The 20866-nt window shown below is 44.7% G+C and carries 17 protein-coding genes; 11 read left to right on the top strand and 6 right to left on the bottom strand.

Translation table 11 applies throughout. The annotated features are described in order from the left end of the window. Positions 1-70: 70 nt before the first annotated feature. Complete coding sequence (locus ACERC6_RS08425; protein ID WP_373628649.1) at positions 71-673, bottom strand: TetR/AcrR family transcriptional regulator; 603 nt, start codon at positions 671-673, stop codon at positions 71-73. Between the two features lie 207 nt (positions 674-880). On the opposite strand from ACERC6_RS08425, the gene ACERC6_RS08420 reads away from it, so the two are divergent. The 11 genes from ACERC6_RS08420 (at position 881) to ACERC6_RS08370 (ending at position 13264) form a co-directional block, all read left to right on the top strand. Further along, positions 881-2053, top strand: coding sequence for an isovaleryl-CoA dehydrogenase (locus tag ACERC6_RS08420; protein ID WP_373628648.1), 1173 nt, complete (start codon positions 881-883; stop codon positions 2051-2053). A 62-nt stretch (positions 2054-2115) separates the two neighbouring features. Next, complete coding sequence (locus ACERC6_RS08415; RefSeq protein ID WP_373628647.1) at positions 2116-3729, top strand: carboxyl transferase domain-containing protein; 1614 nt, start codon at positions 2116-2118, stop codon at positions 3727-3729. Positions 3730-3777: 48 nt separating this feature from the next. Continuing rightward, positions 3778-4557: an enoyl-CoA hydratase/isomerase family protein gene (locus ACERC6_RS08410; protein ID WP_373628646.1), complete on the top strand. Its 780-nt coding sequence runs from the start codon at positions 3778-3780 to the stop codon at positions 4555-4557. A 32-nt stretch (positions 4558-4589) separates the two neighbouring features. After that, the gene (locus ACERC6_RS08405) at positions 4590-6563 is read left to right on the top strand and encodes an acetyl/propionyl/methylcrotonyl-CoA carboxylase subunit alpha (RefSeq protein WP_284673663.1); all 1974 of its coding nucleotides are present in this window, start codon (positions 4590-4592) and stop codon (positions 6561-6563) included. A gap of 61 nt (positions 6564-6624) precedes the next feature. After that, the gene (locus ACERC6_RS08400) at positions 6625-7524 is read left to right on the top strand and encodes a hydroxymethylglutaryl-CoA lyase (protein ID WP_373628669.1); all 900 of its coding nucleotides are present in this window, start codon (positions 6625-6627) and stop codon (positions 7522-7524) included. Between the two features lie 15 nt (positions 7525-7539). Further along, positions 7540-8343 carry a thioesterase family protein gene (locus ACERC6_RS08395; RefSeq protein WP_373628645.1) on the top strand — a complete coding sequence of 268 codons (804 nt, stop codon included), beginning with the start codon at positions 7540-7542 and terminating at the stop codon, positions 8341-8343. A gap of 91 nt (positions 8344-8434) precedes the next feature. Continuing rightward, complete coding sequence (locus ACERC6_RS08390; protein WP_373628644.1) at positions 8435-8920, top strand: hypothetical protein; 486 nt, start codon at positions 8435-8437, stop codon at positions 8918-8920. Positions 8921-8935: 15 nt separating this feature from the next. Continuing rightward, positions 8936-10210: a replication-associated recombination protein A gene (locus ACERC6_RS08385; protein WP_373628642.1), complete on the top strand. Its 1275-nt coding sequence runs from the start codon at positions 8936-8938 to the stop codon at positions 10208-10210. Between the two features lie 196 nt (positions 10211-10406). Continuing rightward, positions 10407-11618: a CynX/NimT family MFS transporter gene (locus ACERC6_RS08380; RefSeq protein WP_373628640.1), complete on the top strand. Its 1212-nt coding sequence runs from the start codon at positions 10407-10409 to the stop codon at positions 11616-11618. A gap of 91 nt (positions 11619-11709) precedes the next feature. Next, entirely contained in the window at positions 11710-12810 is a 1101-nt protein-coding gene (ribB, locus tag ACERC6_RS08375; protein WP_373628639.1) for a 3,4-dihydroxy-2-butanone-4-phosphate synthase, read from the top strand. 211 nt (positions 12811-13021) lie between these two features. Beyond that, positions 13022-13264, top strand: coding sequence for a GlsB/YeaQ/YmgE family stress response membrane protein (locus tag ACERC6_RS08370; RefSeq protein WP_373628638.1), 243 nt, complete (start codon positions 13022-13024; stop codon positions 13262-13264). 103 nt (positions 13265-13367) lie between these two features. Here ACERC6_RS08370 and ACERC6_RS08365 read toward each other — a convergent pair whose 3' ends face one another. The 5 genes from ACERC6_RS08365 to rsmB all read right to left on the bottom strand — a co-directional run bounded on the left by ACERC6_RS08365 (position 13368) and on the right by rsmB (position 20848). Continuing rightward, on the bottom strand, positions 13368-15959 hold the full coding sequence (locus ACERC6_RS08365) for a TonB-dependent receptor (RefSeq protein ID WP_373628637.1): 2592 nt from the start codon (positions 15957-15959) through the stop codon (positions 13368-13370). Positions 15960-16096: 137 nt separating this feature from the next. Next, positions 16097-16723, bottom strand: a complete 627-nt coding sequence (locus ACERC6_RS08360; RefSeq protein ID WP_373628636.1) for an L-threonylcarbamoyladenylate synthase — start codon at positions 16721-16723, stop codon at positions 16097-16099. Beyond that, positions 16710-17900, bottom strand: coding sequence for a DNA-processing protein DprA (gene dprA / locus ACERC6_RS08355; RefSeq protein WP_373628635.1), 1191 nt, complete (start codon positions 17898-17900; stop codon positions 16710-16712). Before dprA ends, ACERC6_RS08360 begins: the two co-directional genes overlap by 14 nt. A 105-nt stretch (positions 17901-18005) precedes the next feature. Beyond that, the gene (gene thrC, locus ACERC6_RS08350; RefSeq protein ID WP_373628634.1) at positions 18006-19421 is read right to left on the bottom strand and encodes a threonine synthase; all 1416 of its coding nucleotides are present in this window, start codon (positions 19419-19421) and stop codon (positions 18006-18008) included. A 98-nt stretch (positions 19422-19519) separates the two neighbouring features. Further along, the gene (gene rsmB / locus ACERC6_RS08345; RefSeq protein ID WP_373628633.1) at positions 19520-20848 is read right to left on the bottom strand and encodes a 16S rRNA (cytosine(967)-C(5))-methyltransferase RsmB; all 1329 of its coding nucleotides are present in this window, start codon (positions 20846-20848) and stop codon (positions 19520-19522) included. Positions 20849-20866 lie beyond the last annotated feature (18 nt).

Genomic DNA, 20866 nt, shown 5'->3' with positions numbered 1-20866 from the left:
ATGATAAATCCGCCTTGACGACAAGATAAGCAACTTCATGTCGCTTCTAAGCTAAACAAGCAAGACCTGCTTAACTTTGTACCGCTTTTAAACAAAAATCAGCGACCGCTTTGGCAAACTCATCCTTGTTCATCGCTTGCGGATTTAGGCTTAAAGGTTCAATCACCGCAAATGTCATCGCACCAACGATACATTGGGCGGTCGTGCCGATATCCATAGCAGCAAATACGCCTTGGTTTTTGCCTTCTTGTAGGATACCTTCTACGACCTCTTTGACGATTTGCTTACTTTTAAAGCGTGCCTCTTCTACTGGTGCATCAGCAGGCTCAAGCATCAAAGAATAGGCAAGTTTTGGGCTGTTTAATGCACGCTTGACGAAAGTTCTCACCGCTCGCTGTAACTTATCGGAAGCTGGCGAGTCTTGTTTGGCAATCTGCATTAAAATCGCAATTTCTGCTTGTATGGCAGCTGACAGAACCTCGATGATAATGTGATTTTTATTATCAAAATATCGATACACCAGCCCATTAGATACCCCTGCCATCTCAGCAATGGTCTGAATTTGGGCTTCTTTGATACCGCCTTGGGTAATCAGTTGCTTAGCCGCCTGCAAGATGGCTTCACGGTTTTGGCGAAGTCGCTCTTGCATCAAAACAGAACGCTTATAACTCATGCTTTTATTCTCTCTCATTTAAAAATGAATTGTCAATCATTTTTTTAATAAAATTCACTTTTTTTATTAAAAATATTATGCTACATTATTCCCAACCACCAAAACCAACCTCATAAGGGTTGATTTACCTTGTTTGGTTTTTGCTGGCAAGTCAAATATTTTAACACAAGCCATTCTTTGTTTAGGCATTTACACAAGGACGACACCATGAATCTAAGCAATCTAACTTTCGGCATCGATGAAACTTTATTGGCAGTACAAGATGAGGTACGCAAATTCTGCCAAAAAGAGGTTGCTCCACTCGCTGAACAGACGGACAAGAACAATCAATTTCCCAACCATCTTTGGAAAAAGTTTGGCGAGATGGGGCTACTTGGCATGACCGTCTCCGAAGAATTTGGCGGTGCCAACTTGGGATACCTAGCCCACATTCTGGTCATGCAAGAAATCTCTCGTGCTTCTGCTTCTATCGGGCTATCCTATGGAGCTCACTCCAATCTATGTGTCAATCAAATCAACCTAAACGGCAATCAAACACAAAAAGAGCGTTTTTTACCCAAGCTCATCAGCGGTGATTTTATCGGTGCATTGGCAATGAGTGAGCCGAATGCTGGCTCTGATGTGGTCAGCATGAGACTAAAAGCCGAACAAAAAGGCGATCGATTTATTCTAAACGGTTCAAAGATGTGGATTACCAATGGTGGTGATGCTGATGTGATGGTCGTCTATGCCAAGACCGACCCAAGTGCAGGTGCTAAGGGCATCACGGCATTTTTGGTAGAAAAAGGCATGAAAGGTTTTAGTCATGGCACACACCTTGATAAGCTGGGTATGCGTGGCTCAAACACTTATCCCATCTTCTTTGATGATGTTGAAATCCCAGAGGAAAATGTGCTTGGCGGTGTGGGCAATGGTGTAAAAGTACTGATGAGCGGATTGGACTACGAGCGAGCTGTACTTAGTGGCGGTCCTTTGGGCATCATGGATGCTTGTATGGATTTGGCGATGCCTTATGTGCATGAACGCACGCAGTTTGGGCAAGCGATTGGCGAGTTTCAACTCATGCAAGGCAAAATCGCTGACATGTACTCTACCATGCTCGCCTGCAAAGCTTTAGTCTATGCAGTCGGTAGTGCTTGTGATAAATCAAATCACGACAGAAGTCTAAGAAAAGACTGTGCCAGTGCAATACTGTATGCCGCCGAAAAAGCCACATGGCTGGCAGGCGAAACCATTCAGACGCTAGGTGGCAACGGTTATATCAATGAGTTTCCCGCAGGCAGACTGTGGCGAGATGCCAAACTGTACGAAATCGGTGCAGGCACATCAGAGATTCGCCGTATGCTGATTGGTCGTGAACTATTCAACGAAACCAAATAAGCATCAAGCGGACAATTCAATACAGGCAAAATCCCAACCAAAAACTAAAACAAGGACAGATTATGACCGCCGATTTTAATACATTGACCAGTAAAATCAATATCCGTAGCGATGCGTTTCAAACCAATCAAGCCGCCATGCTGTCGCTCGTAGAAGACTTAAACCAACAAGCGACTCGCATCTGTCTTGGGGGACATGAACAAGCCCGAGCCAAACACACCGCCAGAGGCAAGCTACTTGCTCGTGAACGCATCAACACTCTTCTTGATACAGGTTCTGCATTTTTGGAGATTGGGCAATTTGCTGCCTTAGGGGTCTATGAAGACGACATTCCTTGTGCTGGTGTGGTGGCAGGGGTCGGCATGGTCAGTGGTGTCATGTGTATGATTGTCGCCAATGATGCGACGGTCAAGGGTGGTACTTATTATCCTTTGACTGTCAAAAAACACTTAAGAGCCCAAGAAATTGCCAAAGAAAATCGCCTGCCTTGTATTTATTTGGTGGATTCTGGCGGTGCTTTTTTGCCATTACAAGACCAAGTTTTTCCCGATAAAGAGCATTTTGGGCGGATTTTTTATAATCAAGCACAGATGTCAAAAGCAGGCATTCCACAAATTGCGGTGGTGATGGGTAGCTGTACTGCAGGAGGTGCTTATGTGCCTGCCATGAGCGATGAAACCATCATCGTACGCAATCAAGGTACTATCTTTTTGGGTGGGCCGCCATTGGTCAAGGCAGCCACAGGCGAGGTGGTGTCCAGCGAAGATTTGGGTGGTGGTGATGTACATACTCGACTATCAGGCGTGGCAGACCATTTGGCAGAAAATGATGAACATGCCCTCATGATTGCTCGTAGCATCGTAAGCAATCTGAATCAGCCAAAACAAACCCTTAAGAATGAGTTTGAGGAGCCGAATTTTTCTCAAGATGAGCTGTATGGCATCGTTCCTGCCGATGCCAAAACCCCTTTTGACATCAGAGAGGTTATTGCAAGATTGGTCGATGGCTCACGCTTTGATGAATTTAAGGCAAGATTTGGCACAACTTTGGTTACGGGATTTGCCCAAATTTATGGTCAAAAAATCGGCATCATCGCCAACAATGGCATCTTGTTTTCAGAATCTGCCCAAAAAGGTGCTCACTTTATTGAACTGTGTTGCCAACGCAAAGTCCCATTATTATTTCTACAAAACATCACAGGCTTTATGGTGGGGCAAAAATACGAAAACGAAGGCATCGCCAAACATGGAGCCAAACTTGTCATGGCGGTGGCTACTGCCAATGTACCCAAAATCACCCTAGTGATTGGCGGTTCATTTGGGGCAGGCAACTACGGTATGTGTGGTCGTGCGTACTCACCACGATTTATGTGGACCTGGCCAAACTCTCGCATTTCTGTCATGGGTGGTGAACAGGCAGCAAGTGTGCTATCGACCATCAAGCGTGAACAAATTGAAAAAGCTGGTCAGTCTTGGTCTATTGATGAAGAAAACAACTTTAAAGCACCCATTCGTGAACAATATGAAAGACAAGGGCATCCCTACTACGCTTCGGCACGCCTATGGGACGATGGTGTCATCGATCCTGCTCAAAGTCGCCATATTCTCGGTCTTAGCTTTGCCATCGCCATGAATGCACCGATTGATGATATGGGCTTTGGGGTATTTAGAATGTAATTTGGTATGCAATGCAACATTTAGACGACAGATAAAAAGGACAATACCATGAATTTTGATACCTTAGAATGCACCATTCACGACCAAATCGCCCATGTTTGGCTAAACCGACCTGATGTGCATAACGCCTTTAATGCGACCGTCATCGCCGAACTGCACGCCTGCTTTGATGAGCTTGATGGGCGTGATGATGTGCGTGTCGTTGTGCTGGGTGGGCGTGGCAAAAGTTTTTCAGCAGGGGCGGATTTAACTTGGATGAAGCAAATGGGTGAAGCGGATTTTAATACCAACAGCCAAGATGCTCTAAAACTTGCCAAGATGCTTCATCGTATCGCCACCTTGACTAAGCCAACCATCGCCCGTGTTCATGGGGCGGCATTGGGCGGTGGTATGGGGCTTGCGTCAGCGTGTGATATTTGTGTTGCCAGTAGTGCTGCCAAATTTGCCACCTCAGAGGTTCGCTTAGGGCTGTCTCCAAGCACCATCAGTCCTTATGTCATCAAAGCCATCGGTGCAAGACAAGCTGGTCGTTATTTTTTAACCGCCGAACGCATCGATGCTAAGCAAGCCCATGCCATAGGACTGGTGCATGAAGTTACTGATGACGAGATGGGTTTGGATGCTTTGATTGATGATCTTATCGATAACATTTTAAAGGGTGCTCCAAAAGCACAGCACGCCTCCAAAGAACTCATCGACATGGTCGCTCATGCCGACATTGATGATGAACTACTACAAAAGACCGCCAATCACATCGCCAAGATTCGCACAGGCGATGAAGCCAAATCAGGCTTAGGTGCTTTTTTGAGCAAACAAACACCCACTTAGATAAAATAACAACTCTACAAAAGGACCATATCATGTTTCATAAAATACTCATTGCCAATCGTGGTGAAATTGCCTGTCGAGTCATCAAAACTTGTCGAAAGCTGGGGGTTGCCACTGTCGCTGTCTATTCGGACGCAGATTCGGACGCTGAGCACACACTACTTGCGGATGAAGCGGTTCATATCGGTGCCTCGCCTGCTACCCAAAGCTACCTGCAAATCGACAAAATCATCAATGCCGCCAAGCAAACAGGTGCTAGTGCCATTCATCCTGGTTATGGGTTTTTGTCCGAGAATGACCAATTTGCCAAAGCCTGTCATGATAACGGCATTGTATTTATCGGACCACCTGTTGAAGCCATTCTTGCCATGGGATTAAAAGCAACCTCAAAGGCTCTCATGGAAAAAGCTGGCGTGCCTTTAACCCCTGGTTATCATGGCAATAATCAAGACCCTGATTTTTTAAAGGCACAAGCTGACAAAATCGGCTACCCTGTTCTCATTAAGGCAAGTGCTGGTGGTGGGGGTAAGGGCATGAGCTTGGTAGAGCATGAAGCCAATTTTCTTACCCAGTTAAAATCCTGTAAACAAGAGGCACTGTCAAGCTTTGGTAATGATGATGTGCTCATCGAACGCTACATCGTCAATCCTCGTCATGTTGAAGTGCAGATTTTTGGCGATACTTTTGGCAATGTCGTACATCTGTTTGAGCGAGACTGCTCGGTGCAAAGAAGACATCAAAAAGTCATCGAAGAGGCTCCCGCTCCAAACATCAGCGAAGACAAGCTACAACAGATGCGTACTGCCGCCATCAATGCCGCCAAAGCGGTCGGCTATGTGGGTGCTGGTACGGTTGAGTTTATTGTTGAACAAGATGGCACTGCTTATTTTATGGAGATGAACACTCGGCTACAGGTAGAACATCCTGTTACCGAGATGATTACTGGGGTTGATTTGGTTGAGTGGCAGCTAAGAATTGCCGATGGGGAAGCACTACCAAAAACTCAAGATGAGCTAATGGCACAAGGTCATGCCATCGAGGCTCGCATCTATGCTGAAATTCCAGAGCAAGGCTATCTGCCCGCCACTGGTAAAATTACCCATCTAACCTACCCAAGCAGTAGCGATGGCATTCGCATTGATAGCGGCATCACCTTGGGTGATGAAATCACCACTTTTTATGACCCCATGATTGCCAAGTTGATTGTTTGGGGGAAAAATCGTGATGAGGCGATTGGAAAGCTGTATCATGCACTTAGTCAGACGCATATTGACGGACTGGGGAACAACATCGCCTTTTTAGGACGCATCTTACAATCTGAACGCTTTAAAAACATACAGTTAGACACCAATCTTATCAACAAAGAAGAAGATTTTCTACTCAATCCTGTCATTAACATCACTGATGAGCTGGTGATTAAAGCATCATTCATTAAGCTGATGAAGCAGATTGGTCAAGGCAATATATGGCAGATGCACCCATTGTGGCGACCAAATACCACCACCTGTCATCGCATTCATCTAAAATATCAAGACCAGGAGTATGTCGTCTCATGGCATAATGATGGCAAGCGGTGGCTGGCGAATCATCATCAACGCACCTTTGTCGTGAATGGTGAATTATTGGATGCCAATACCGCCAGCATCACCTTAGACGGTCATCATCAAAAAGTATCTTTTAATCACAGTAAAGATACTCTTACTCTGTATGACAATACATATGGGATTAATGCCGTACCGTTCGCTCTACCCAAGATTGGCTGTGGTCAAAACGATAGTGAAGCACAAGGCGGACTAACCGCCCCCATGCCAGGTATCATCGTTGATGTCTGCGTTCAAGCAGGGCAAGCGGTCGCCAAAGATGAGGTACTGCTCACGATGGAAGCGATGAAAATTATTTATACCATCAAAGCCCCCGATGACGGCATCGTACAAGAGTGCTATTATAAAACTGGCGACCAAGTCAAAGCAGGCGATGAGCTGGTATCTTTTGAGGCAAAACAATAATGACTAAGCGTGCTGTGTTTAAGATACAGCACACACATCAACCCAATGTATCAAGGATGGCATTATGACCCACATAAAAATCGTTGAAGTCGGTGCAAGAGATGGATTACAAAACGAAAAAACCCCACTTAGCGTTGATGATAAGCTGACGCTTATTCATGACCTAATGGCGGCAAATTTAAAATTCATTGAGGCAGGCTCGTGTGTATCGCCAAAATGGGTTCCTCAAATGGCATCAAGCACCGAAGTATATCGTCAGCTACCCAAAGATACAGACATCAGTTTTTCTCTTTTAACTCCCAACACTCAGGGCATCAAAGATGCGTTAGCGGTGGGCTGCCAAGAGGTTGCTGTCTTTACCGCTGCCAGTGAGTCTTTTACTAAAAAAAATACTAATTGCACGATTGATGAGAGTTTTGAGCGAATCTTAGACATCATATCCTTAGCCCAAGAACATGATGTTAAGGTGCGAGGCTATGTCTCTTGTGTGGTGGATTGTCCTTATGAAGGAGCGATTGACCCCACTAAAGTCGCCAGCATCGCACGCCGTCTGTATGATATGGGGTGCTACGAGATTTCTTTGGGAGAGACCATCGGCACAGCCACGCCCAATCAGGTAAGACGACTTTGGCAAGCGTGCCGTGATGAGCTTGATATTAGCATATTAGCAGGGCATTTTCATGACACCTATGGTATGGCGATTGCCAATATTTATGAATCGCTTGAACAAGGCATTGCCATCTTTGATGCCTCTGTTGGTGGTTTGGGTGGTTGCCCTTATGCCAAGGGAGCATCTGGTAATGTCGCTACCGAAGATGTACACTATCTGATGACAGGCTTGGGGCTATCTACAGGCATTGACATTGATAAACTGGTACAAGCCAGTCATGCCATATGTCAAAAATTAGCTCGCCCCAATGGCTCAAAATTTACCAACGCCTATCTGGCAAATTGCCACTAGTTAAAAGAGGTCATCATGAACGCCTACTACACTCGCCTCAGTCGTCACCATGACAATGATACGACCATCAGCCATTATCAATCCACCAAGCACGCACAAGGGGCTTGGAATGACTTTGAGCAGCACATGGCAGTTGCCACAGGGCTTTTGGCACATGAGCTTGAGCAGTTTTGCCCAAGAGATGATTTGATGATTGCTCGTCTTAGTCTGGATATTTTGGGTGTGATTTATTTGGGGGAGACCATCATACGCACTCACTTTATCCGCATAGGACGCACCATTGAGCTGATTGAAAGCACCTTATCTACCATTGATGGCGATGGGCGTGAGCGAGTAAGCCTCATCATGCGTGCATGGCGACTTGCCAAAAGCGACACCCGCAGCATCGCAGGGCTTGAAGACGCCATCCAAGACCCAAGCAACCTGCCCACTTGGCAAGGTCTACAAATATGGGGCGGCGGCTACATTCAAAGCCTACAAGCAAAGTCAGCACAGCATAGAGCAGGTAAAAGTGTGGTATGGCTAGACACCGATATTCAGATGGTCTTAGGCGAGGCAACATCGGATTTTGTGCATTTGATTGGCATGGTGGATACCGCCAATGGGATTGCTGCCAGAACCCAAGATAAGTCGTGGATTTTCCCCAGCATTGACCTACAAATTCACCTGCATCGCACCCCTGTTGGGCGATGGCTTGGGCTTGAGACCGTTCAGCAGATTGGGGAGAGTGGCGTAGGGTTGACCAGCAGTATTTTGCATGACGAGCTTGGTCCATTTGGTCGTGCTCTACAGATTTTGACCGTGCGGCAACTGAACTGATTGCTTGACAATCATGGGTTGCTTTGGTGAGTTTGCAAAAATAGTATTCTGTGCTATTATTTTTTAAGCTCAACTATAATTATCAAAAACCATGAAAATCCATGCCGCCCTAGCCCTGCTATTGGCTTTAACCGCCTGCCAATCGCCAACCAATACCCCAAAAACCACCATCAGCGACATCATGCCGTCAGTGCAAGTTCAACCCGCCACATCACCCAGCCATGTTACCGCTCGCTCTTTGCCCAATCAGACACTCCAACTCATCATCTTTGCCGACCAAGAACCCCTAAACATTCGCAGCTGCAAAGATTCTATCGGCATCACCTTAATCAACGACGACAACCCAAAAGAAACCCATATTCGCCCCCAGTTAACCTGCCTTGATAACGGTATTCATCTTCTTAAAGGCTCAAAACTCTCCTTGCTCATTCCTCTAGATTACGGCTTTATCCCACCTTTGGACATGGATAAGACTTATCGTGCCCACATTAGCCTATATGGTAATAAAACCATCTATGACAGCACCCCCTTACCAAAAGAAAAAACCACCAGCAACCCCTTTGCCATCTTCCCCTAAAATAAGACAAATTTCATGACAAGCACCCCCACCACCCCCCTTGCCGAGCGAGTTCGCCCACGCTCGCTCGCCGACATTGTCGGTCAAACGCACCTACTGGGCGAGAATGCCCCCATTGCCCAAATGGTCAAAAACCGCCATCTACCAAGCTTGATTTTGTATGGTGAGGCTGGCATTGGCAAGACAACCTTAGCAAGACTGCTTGCCAATGCGATTGGGCGTGAATTTCATTTACTATCCGCTCTTGATTTGACCGTCAAAGAACTTCGTGAACTAATAGACAGTGATAAAAGTACAGTTGGCGGTCTAGATTTTGGCTCACCTGTGCTTTTTATTGACGAAATTCATCGCTTTAACAAATCCCAACAAGACGCCCTGCTTGGAGCGGTAGAGTCTGGCAAAATCACACTCATCGGTGCAACCACTGAAAACCCGTCTTTTAGTATCAATAATGCCCTGCTGTCTCGTTGTCAGGTTTATCATTTAGAGCCACTGACAGCAGACGAACTGGTCAAGGTGCTACAAAGAGCGTTAGCGATTGATAAGGTGCTAAAACACTTCACGGTGCAAGGCAACCTTGCAGACATCGCATATCTTGCTAATGGAGATGCTCGTAAGGTATTAAATTTATTAGAAATCGCTTGTCAAAACTCGGACAACAACCAACTAATCATAGACGATACCCTACTACAAAATATCGCCCAAACCGTGCTACCTCGCTATGACAGAGCAGGCGATATACACTATGATATCATCTCCGCCTTCATCAAATCGGTGCGTGGTTCGGATGCGGATGCTAGTATCTATTGGCTTGCTCGGATGCTAAGTGCTGGCGAAGACCCTGCATTTATTGCTCGCCGTTTGGTCATTTTAGCTTCTGAAGACATCGGGCTTGCCAATCCCAATGCCTTACTGCTTGCTGATACCGCCTTGCGTTCAGTGCGGTCTATTGGTATGCCAGAGTCAAGAATCATTCTTGCCCAAGTAGCCGTTTATCTTGCCACCTCGCCTAAGTCCAACAGCACCTATAAAGCAATGAATGAAGCCCTTGCCTTCGTCAAAAACGACAGTTCGCCTGTACCACTTCACCTTAGAAATGGCGTAACCGAACTGATGAAAAAAGCAGGTTACGGCATTGACTATGTTTATCCGCATGATTATACCAATCATTATTATCCACAGCAGTATCTACCCGATCACCTTATGGGTAAATGCTTTTATCAATTTGCGGATAACCAAAAAGAGCAGGCAAGTTTTGCTTTTATCAAGTGGCTAAAAGGGCAAGCGTAAAGACCCAATAAGACAATTTAGTCATTTGGGTGTTTGGCTTACAATCACAACCTCCCAACACCAGCACGCTCAATATGTGATAGAATAATACCAACCCAACAAATAACACCCATACAACTAAATATGTACCAGATACTTTATCGCCAAACACGCATATAAAGTTCGTTTTATTCAGCAGCCACAAGGATTGTTTCACGTGAAACAACAGCCAAAGCCATCATCAGCCAAAGCCATTCCCATCGCCTTTCTTGCCATAGCATTGGTACTGCTCGCCATCAATATGCGAGCACCCATCGTGATGCTAGGCTCGGTTGCACCCATCTTAAAAGATGCTTTAGGGCTTAATGACGACATGATTGGTTGGCTTGGAGCTTTACCAATGCCTGCATTTGCCTTAGGCTCACTGCTATCACCTTATATCGCCAAGCGATTTGGTCTTGAGATGACACTAGTATCAATGATTGGGCTGATTACCCTAAGCCTTCTTGTGCGTGTGCTTGATGAGTCATCGCTATTTTTCATGGGAACGGCGATGATGGCGATTGCCATTGGTTTTGTTAATACACTTGGTGCTCCCATCATCAAAAAACACGCCCCAAATCACATCGCCTTAATGACAGGGCTACTTAGCCTATGTATGTCAGTGTTTGCGGGGATTATCGCATGGGCGGTACTGCCCATCACACACGCTGTTGGTTGGCGGATTGGCATGGGTCTATGGGCGTTCGTTGGTATGGCAACGCTCATCGTATGGCTCATCATTGCTCGCTACTCATCATTAAGGTCGGCATTATTACCACCTAACACCTTAGCTACCAATCAAGACAAATTAAGATTTAACGCATGGAAGGATATCAACGCATGGGTTTTGGCGGTATTTATGGGTATTCAGTCAATGTTGTTTTACGGTTTGGCGACTTTTTTGCCAATGATTGGCGTTGCCAAAGGGCTTATCCTTGAAGATGCCACTCAGCTTGCTTTGACCTTTCAAATAGCCGCCCCTTTTACCATCATCGGATTAACTTGGTTGGTTAATCGTGGTGTACCTGTGCGTATGGTGGCAATGATGGCAGCGGTATTGAACACGATTGGCGTAGCAGGTCTAATTTGGCTACCTAGATACTTGCATCTGTGGTCGCTATCAATGGGACTAGGAGCGGCATCTATTTTTACACTATCACTCATGATGTTCTCACTTCGCACACACGACAGCGATACCGCACGAGATGTCTCTGGCATGGTGCAAGCAGTCGGTTATTCCATTGCATTTTTTGGACCGCTCATGCTTGGTAAGCTATTTAATTATTATCAAGATTGGCAAACGCCACTTACTGCCTTGCTAGTACTCATGGTGGTAAATGTTGGTGTTGCATGGTTTGCCACCCGACCCTATATTTTTGGTCAATAAAAACCAAAATACAAAAATCTACAAATCACTCTTTATAAAACCCAGATCACCCCCATATTTAATAAATCATCAGTAAATCAGGCAGATTCTCATGGCTCTAAATACCGCCCAAGAAATCATCGAAGACATCAAAGCAGGCAAAATGGTCATCTTAATGGATGATGAAGACCGTGAAAACGAAGGCGATCTTGTCATCGCATCAAGCCACATCACACCTGAAGCCATCAACTTCATGATCAAGCACGCACGAGGCTTGGTATGCCTAACCATCACCGAAGAGCGAGCCAACCAACTCAATCTTGGGCTGATGAGCGGTAAAAACGGTGCCAAATTTAGCACCAACTTTACTGTATCCATTGAGGCTGCCACAGGGGTTACTACAGGCATTTCAGCAGCCGACCGTGCTTTGACAATCCAAAAAGCCATTGCACCTTATGCCAAGCCAACCGACATCGTCAGTCCGGGACATATTTTCCCTATCGTTGCCAAAAAAGGTGGTGTATTGCACAGAGCAGGACATACCGAAGCAGGTTGCGATTTGGCTCGCCTAGCAGGGCTTGAGCCATCTGCGGTCATCTGCGAAATCATCAAAGAGGACGGTGAGATGGCTCGTCGTGCCGACCTTGAAGTCTTTGCGGTAGAGCATGGATTAAAGATTGGCACGATTGCTGACTTGATTCACTATCGCATGACGAATGAGCAGACAGTTGAGCTTATTGATTCACAGGATTTTGATAGCGAATTTGGACAATTCACCTTGCATCGCTTCCAAGAATATGGTGCTAACGAAATTCACCTTGCTCTCACCAAAGGCGACCCATCAAGCGGTGTTAGTACCGTAAGAGTACACAGTCTAAACCCACTACGAGACCTATTGGGTGCAAGTGATAACACCACAGGTAAGACAGGTTGGACAATCCGTGAAGCCCTACAAGAAATCGGAAACAGCGAGCGAGGCGTGTTTGTATGGATTGACGATGGCAGTCCACTAAACCTAAGTGATGCTTTGGATAAATGCAAAGTCAATAGTAGCATACATCAATCCCAAGAGCCTTACCGCAGTATTGGTGTGGGTGCTCAGATTTTAAAACTCTTGGGTGTTCAAGATATGCGACTGCTATCAAGCCCTGCCAAATTTAATGTCTCAGGCTTTGATTTAAATATTGTTGAGTCGGTCTCTGCCCCTAGATGATACGGGTGGTGAATGATTCACATAAAATAACTGTTTGGTTGCTCTATGGATAAAGATGGTTTTTTAAGCCACAAACTCTATACAAATCCATCTTATAGATCACAGCACAAGCTCACATAATCTTGTATAATAAATCTCAAGGTTGTAAAAAATTTTTTAAAAATCTTAAAGGTTTTGCAAAATCTTAAAACACAAAATTGAGGAGAAAAAGATGATTGGGTCAATTATTGCTGGACTTGTGGTAGGTTTATTAGCTCGTGCAATCAAGCCAGGTGCTGATAGCATGGGTTGGATTTTAACCATTATTTTAGGTATTGTTGGTGCAGCTGTCGGTAGCTTTATTGCCAGTGCATTTGGTATCCAAGCGAACGGTGGATTTGGCGGTTTGGTGCTGTCGGTGATTGGTGCAATCATCGTATTGTTCATTTATGAGTTTTTTACCAAACGCACTTAATGACAAAACCAATCTGTAGATTAATTAAGCTGTTTTTTAAAATAAAAAGATGGGTATCACACCCATCTTTTTATTCATGCTAATTAACTTATTAGCCACAACCTTAGAACTTAAAGGTCGCCCCAATGCTAAAATTACGGCCCATCTGTGGAATGTTTGGCAAAAAAGTCTCGTGAGCATAGATTTTTTGATTCAGTAGGTTATTTGCTTTAAAGAACACCGAATAATCCACATCGCCTTGATTGCCTTGATAATTTAGCCCTAAATTTAGCAGATGATGCCCTTTTGTAGCATTTTCAAAACCTGAAGTCTTGGTCTGCTTAAAGGTTCGTACATATTCAACACCCCCCGACCAGCTTTCATTAAATTCGGCCTCAACTTTTGCCCCTACTCGCATCGGTGGCAGGCGTGGCGTGTAGCGGTCGTTGGGTTTGGTATATTCTTTGATTTCTTTGCCAAAAAATCCTGCTGGCTCATAGCGACTGACAATCGGTGCTAAATCATGTAGCCTACCATACACATAATCCCCAAAAATCGAGCCATAATAATTCGGTGAGAATCGATAGCCAACTTTCGCTTCCACGCCATAAAATCTGGCTGGCGACTGATCATAGCGGTTGATGCGTAGGTGTAGCGGATGATTAACTTTGGCAGTGCCTAGATATTCGTTAATGGTGTGCAGGTAGATATAATTATCAAAGTCATACAGATATCCAGATACTTGATAATCAAACTTCTCGCCCTTAAAATCAAGGCTTAATTCATAACTTTTTGACTGCTCTTTGGTTAAGTTGCGATTACCAATCTCAAAAGAATTTGTCGCCAGATGCATACCATGCGTGTATAACTCCTGAGCATTTGGTAATCGCTCTTGGTAAGAAGCGTTAAAAGACAGACGATAATTTGGCAAAAATCTCCAATGCACACCCACGCCATACGAATTGGCATGGCTTTCATGCGGTTTGGTTGTATCAATCGCATCATTGATGGCTTTGTCCAACGCCTCGCCTTTTAGAGCCACGAGACGATGATTCTTGATTCTATCTTTGATATAGTCAATGTCATAGTCCATCGCTACTGTCTGTTTTTCGGTACGCCCGCCCAATTCTAGCTCAACATTACCCAGTTTATATTGTCCCACGCCAAACAAACTTTGATTGGTTAAAGTGTTGTGCGTAAGTAGTGGCAATTTTCGCCACTTTGTCTGCGGTGATAGTCCGCTGTTATCCTGTTTGATGTATTGCACACCCCAAAAAGCACTAAAGCGGTCTGTTGGGCGATGCGTCAACTCAAGCCGTGCAGTCTTGCCTTTATTCTTAAAAGAAGTATTGATGGCGCCACCTTCTTTTTCATCATGCTGATAGTCCACCACGCCTGCATTGATGCGAACTTTATTAATGAGTGGCGTTGGGTTCTGCCATTCGCCACGCACATCATAACGGCGAGTGGTTAAGTCAATATATGGGTTGCCAACCTTTTCGTGTTCCGCAACCACACCATGCGAGCCATGCTGAGAACCGCTATGATTATGGATGTGCTTGCCACAGTCAGGGCGTGGATTGATATAGTTAATATCATCAGCATTGATGAGCTGTGGGTATCTTGCCAAGTAAGGCTTGGTGCGAATGGCATCAAAGGTAGAAATCACACCACAACCTTCGTACAGGTGGTTATGTGCAGGCAAGCCATACTTATCCTTTCGCTCACTAACTGACGCCCCCAAAAATCCAGTCTCACCCACCCAAGATATGCCAACGCTGCCCGACTTTGAGTCTGCCCAGCTGTGTGGCAGATGATCAAGGCGAGTTTCTTTAACGGCATTTAGATGCGATTCATACTGCTCTTTTTGTTCTAGATAATCCCGATCGGAGCGAATGTAGTGATTCTCATCACGCCAGTGTAGTTTTTTACCCTGTTTGAATACCTCATATTCAGCATTCAAGCTAGCAAGGCGATTGGGAGCGGCTACATAATTATCCAAATCCTTCAAAGAATCAAAGCTCTGATGAATATAGTCAGGCGTGGCGTAGTCGCTCGAAGTCTTATGTAGCCCCTCAACATGTAAGGCAAAATGACTGCCAAGCTGGGTAGTCAATCCACCCGTTACTAGCTTTTCGTTATTGCCTGTGTTAAAGCGAACGCTCACTTCGGCATCAATGGGCTTGGCAGGTAGAGTGCATGGAATTTTATTATCCACAACATTTACCACACCTGCCGAATTGCCAGACTTATATAACAAAGTACTAACCCCACGCACCACCTCAGCACGCCGTGCTAAAGCGGTATCCACCATCACTGCGTGGTCAGGTGATAGGTGTGCCATATCGATGACATCAGCGTTATTTTGCAAGATGGTAATGCGCTTTCCTTCTTGTCCACGAATGATGGGGGCAGATGCACCGCCACCAAACTGGTTGGAATGAATACCAAGCTCCCCATCTAAAGCATCGCCTAGCGTGGTGGGTTTGGTTTGCAGTGTTTCTTTGTTAACAACCACATCACTTATCTTTTTGGCACCACCAAAAGGGGTGGCATCCACCCTTGCTGTAGGCAATTCAACCACCAGCGTATCTAATAGCACCTCAGGCAGTGCAGATGGTATGGACGGTATAGGCAACACCTCATCAGCGAACGCACTCATACTACAGCCAAACAAAACCGCCCCCACTGACAGATGCAACGCATTTTTTACCATCAAAAACTCCATATCAGAAAAATAGAAATATTATATCATTAATATCATAGAAATGTAATAACACAACACCATGAATGATTTAAAAAATCCATCAATAATGATGGATTATATGTTTGATAAATGGAGTGACGGTTAAATCATCGCAAAATTTTACCTGTCTTAATATCAACGATCTGACTAGGACTACCAAAACCCAAACTCTTTGCGTTTAAATAACCCACCTGATGCCCAAAATACGCCATCGCCTCCTGTAGTGTGGTGGCAGATGGTTGACCGCTTAAGTTACAGCTGGTTGATACCAAAAAACCATAAGGATTATTCACATCAGTCAACGCTTGGCAAATCCCTGCTAGTACAGGGTGATGCGTTACCCTCACCGCCAAAGTATCAAAACCACCCGTCAGTACGCAGGGCAAGCCAGCCGATGTTGCCACAGGCATTAGCCAAGTCTGAGCTTGCGTGGCAGTGCGAACATCAAACGAATTGTATCGTTGCCTTATGTCTGTCATGAGCATATCTTGCATCTTTTGGGGTAATTCCGCCAACAAAGGCGACAACTTCTCCACACCATCTGTCAGCACAATCAGACCTTTATGCTCTGAACGAACCTTTAGCCTAAAAATCCGCTCTATCGCCTGCTGATGATACGCATCGCAACCAAGCCCCCACACACTCTCGCTTGGATAGGCAAGCACACCGCCTGACTTTAAGAATGTTGCCACCGCCTCGGTATCATCCATCTCAAAGACTCTATACTCGCCCATAACGACCTCCAACACTTGTAATCAATCCAAGCAGTTCTAGTTCTACAAGCTGTGCCAATAGCATACCTATATCCATGCCTGTCTGTGCAACCAAAGTATCTAAATCTTTAGGTGTAAGTTCTATACACTGCATCAGTGATGATAAGTGTGATGGTATTTCTGATGTGATGGCTGATGTCTGCGTCTGTCGCCCCGCTGTTTCTTGACTGGTGTCAGTCGTGGCATCAATAAAAGCTGATACACCTTTAGAGAATGATTTGGGTAAGGCATTGTATGGCATACCACCACAGACATCTTCAATGATTTGGTCAGGATGATAAATCAGTGTTGCCCCCTCACGAATCAAATGATGACAACCTTCTGCATTCTTATTATCAATATAACTTGGCACAGCAAATACTTGTTTACCTTGTTCAGCGGTTAGGCGTGCAGTAATCAGCGAACCACTTTGTAGGGCAGCTTCGGTAACTACCGTTGCCAATGACAGACCTGCTACCAATCGGTTGCGGCGTGGAAAGGTGTGTTTGCTGGCAGGTGTGCTTGGTAAAAGTTCAGTAATCAGCACACCACCTTGTGCGATGATTTGAGCAAACAAAGCATTATGGTTTTTTGGGTAGCACACATCAATGCCTGTACCCATCACACCGATGGTACAGCCTTTTAGCTTATCTTGACTTAGTGCCCCCAGATGTGCCTCACGGTCCACACCCTGTGCCAGACCACTGGTAATACTAAAACCAGATTGCACCAAATACTGTGCCAAATCAAAGGTGATTTTTCGGGCATGTTCGGTCGGATTTCGGCTACCAACGATGGCAATCTGCCTATCTGTTAGGCGTGCAATCCCCCCTCGATAAAATAACACAGGTGGCGGGTCGTAGATGGTTTGTAATTGCTCAGGATAGTCGTCATCATCCATAAACAATAGTCCATATGCCCCACGAGACACTTCATCATACACCCGACCAACAAAGGCAAGTACATCACTACTGTCTTCAAATCGCTTTAGATGAGCAGCATGAATGGATAGCGACTGCCATGCTTCTTTTGTCGCAAGCAAAGCTGTGTGTGCATCATCATAAGCATCAATCAGCTTATAATAAGACGACAGTGAGGTATTGACAATATACCATAATGCCAACACCGACTCATGACTATTTAAATTTTGATAAGTCATACCACCCTTTAAAAATAACAATGCTTATAAATAACCATTTTGAAAAAACAGCCAAACCCAAAGAGCATGGCTGTTTACCAATCATTCACCCCAACTCATCAATAATCAACGAGCCAAAACAAATCGCTCAATTTCTTTAGCAACCAGTTCAGAGCGATTAGCAAGTACTGTTACAAACTGGGGCTTGTCCTCTAAACCAACCGTATGAATGGGTCTTGGTAGAGTTACCTGACCTAATGCCTCAGTCATCGTCTCTTCAAACTTAATTGGCAATGCCGTCTCAGCAACAACAATACGCTCGCCCGCTTTTTGTAGCTCAAGAGCAACTTTTACGCCATCTGCAGTGTGAGGGTCAATCAGACGATCCGCCTTGGCATACACCTCCTTAATGGTGGTCAGGCGGTCAGCATGGGTAGATTTACCAGCAACAAACCCAAATTTATCTTGAATATCAGTCAGATGCTCAGACAATTCGAACCCCTTGCCAGTCTTCACATCACCAAATAGCTGACTTACCCGATTAGCATCTTTACCCAAGAGTAGATAGATAAAGCGTTCAAAGTTTGATGCTTTTGAGATATCCATTGATGGGCTTGATGTAACATAAGTCTCATCCGCCTTGCGTGGGGCATAATTACCTGTATTAAAAAATTCATTTAACACATCATTTTCGTTGGTCGCCACAATCAGACGGTCAATCGGCAGACCCATCTCACGAGCAATGTGTCCAGCACAGATGTTGCCAAAGTTGCCAGACGGCACACAGAAACTCACCGTTTCGTCATTGTTGGTCGTCGCCCCAAAATAACCTTTAAAGTAATAGACAATTTGAGCCAGAATACGACCCCAGTTAATGGAATTAACCGTACCTAGGCTATATTTTGCCTTAAAATCAGCATCTTCTTGCAGTGCCTTGACGATATCTTGACAATCATCAAACATTCCTTCGATGGCAATGTTATGGATATTGTCATCATCTAGGCTATACATTTGGGCACGCTGAAAGGCACTCATCTTGCCATGCGGAGACATCATAAATACCTGAATATTTTCTTTACCACGCAAAGCATATTCAGCAGCCGAACCTGTATCGCCCGATGTTGCACCAATGATGGTTAGGCGTTCACCTTTTTTTGCCAGTACATACTCAAAGACATTGCCCAAAAACTGCATCGCCATATCCTTAAAAGCAAGGGTTGGACCGTTCGATAACTCAAGTAAATACAGCTCATCATACAGATGAGTAACAGGTGTGATATCATCACTGTTAAACACCGCTTTGGTGTAGGTCTTGTTAATAAGTGCCTGCAACTCTTCACAAGGAATGTCGGTGGCAAATAAACTCATGATTTCTAATGCCAACTCAGGATACGACAACTGTCGCCAAGCATCCAAAGTCGCACGATCAACCTGTGGATAGCATTCAGGCAACATCAGACCACCATCGGGTGCAAGCCCCATGAGTAGTACATCACTAAAGGACATAGGGGCAGTCTGCCCACGAGTACTGATATATTTCATTATTCTCTCATCTCATCACAATAAATCACTAAATTTTAGCATAATCCACGCCCAGTTTATGTAATAATTTATACACAAAAAATACAAAGACAATAATGCTACACGGCTATTTTTTGTAATAAACCATAATAAAACCCATCGCCATCATCATTATCAAAAGGCAAACATTGATAGCCAACACTTTGCTTAATCTGATTGAGTAAGGTTAAATCAAAGTCCACCACTTTAGCATCTGAGTGTGCATTTAAAAAGTTTGATAATTGGTATTCGTTTTCAACTTTTAACAGCGAGCAAGTAACATACAAAAGGTAGCCACCAACCTTTAAGTTTTGCCATAAATTGGCTAAGATTTGGGCTTGCAACTGCACCGTTTGCACAATATCTTGCTCATCTCTAAGCAGGGCAATATCAGGATGCCTACGAATTACCCCTGTGGCAGTACATGGTGCGTCTAGCACAATCATATCAAAAGGTATATCACTCTGATAGGTTCGCCCATCAGCACAGATGACCTGAACACCATCTGTCAGCGATAAGCGATGTAGGTTGTCATGCACCCTACTTAGGCGTTTTTCGTCATTATCCAAAGCAATAATGCGTTTCACATGAAACTTACCTACACCGCTCAGCTCAAGTAGCTGTGCTAGCTTACCACCAGGAGCAGTACAAGCATCCAAAACTTTTAACTCATCAGGCAAGTTTAGTGTTGACAAGATATGCCCACACAACTGAGCATGACGATCCTGCACACTGACATAACCATCAGTAAAGTTTGGTAACTGAGCGATTCTAACGCCATCAACCAGTTTAATTACGCATTCATCACCAACCCCCAAAGGCAGGATATCATAAGCAATGCTAGCATCTGCCAACTTTTTGGCGTACTCATCAAGCGTGATATACTTTGGATTAACCCTTAAAAATACAGGGGCTACCTGACGCAAAGATTGTCCGATTGGCTCATAATACACTCCCCAATCGCTCTTTAATTGCTTGGCAAGCCAGTTGGGTAAACTGTGGTTTTTATTGATTTTTTTGGCAAACTTTTCAGGACTTGTAGCCACTTTTCTTAAAATGGCATTAATCAACCCCACGCCATAACTCTTGTCAAGTTCTTTAACAGCATTTAAAGTTTCATTGATGAGCGCATAGGCAGGCGTACTCATGTAGATAAGCTCATAAATCCCCATGTTCAACGCACAAGTGATGCTAACATCGCTGGGCGGTATCTTTATTAGACTTTCACCAATACGACTGATGGCGTGCCACTGGCGTAGCGTACCCAACAATAACTCATGAGCAAAGCCTCGCTCATTATCTTGAGTGGCATTTAATAGCCCATCAAGCAATGATGACAACGATTGTCCCTGATGGATTTTTTCAAGAGTGGCGATAACATTAGCACGCACCGATGGTTGTTTATTCATATAAATCGCTTTTAATCA

Source organism: Moraxella sp. E33BD (assembly GCF_041807865.1).
GTDB lineage: Bacteria > Pseudomonadota > Gammaproteobacteria > Pseudomonadales > Moraxellaceae > Moraxella > Moraxella haemolytica.
This window is presented reverse-complemented; position numbering and strand designations above follow the sequence as displayed.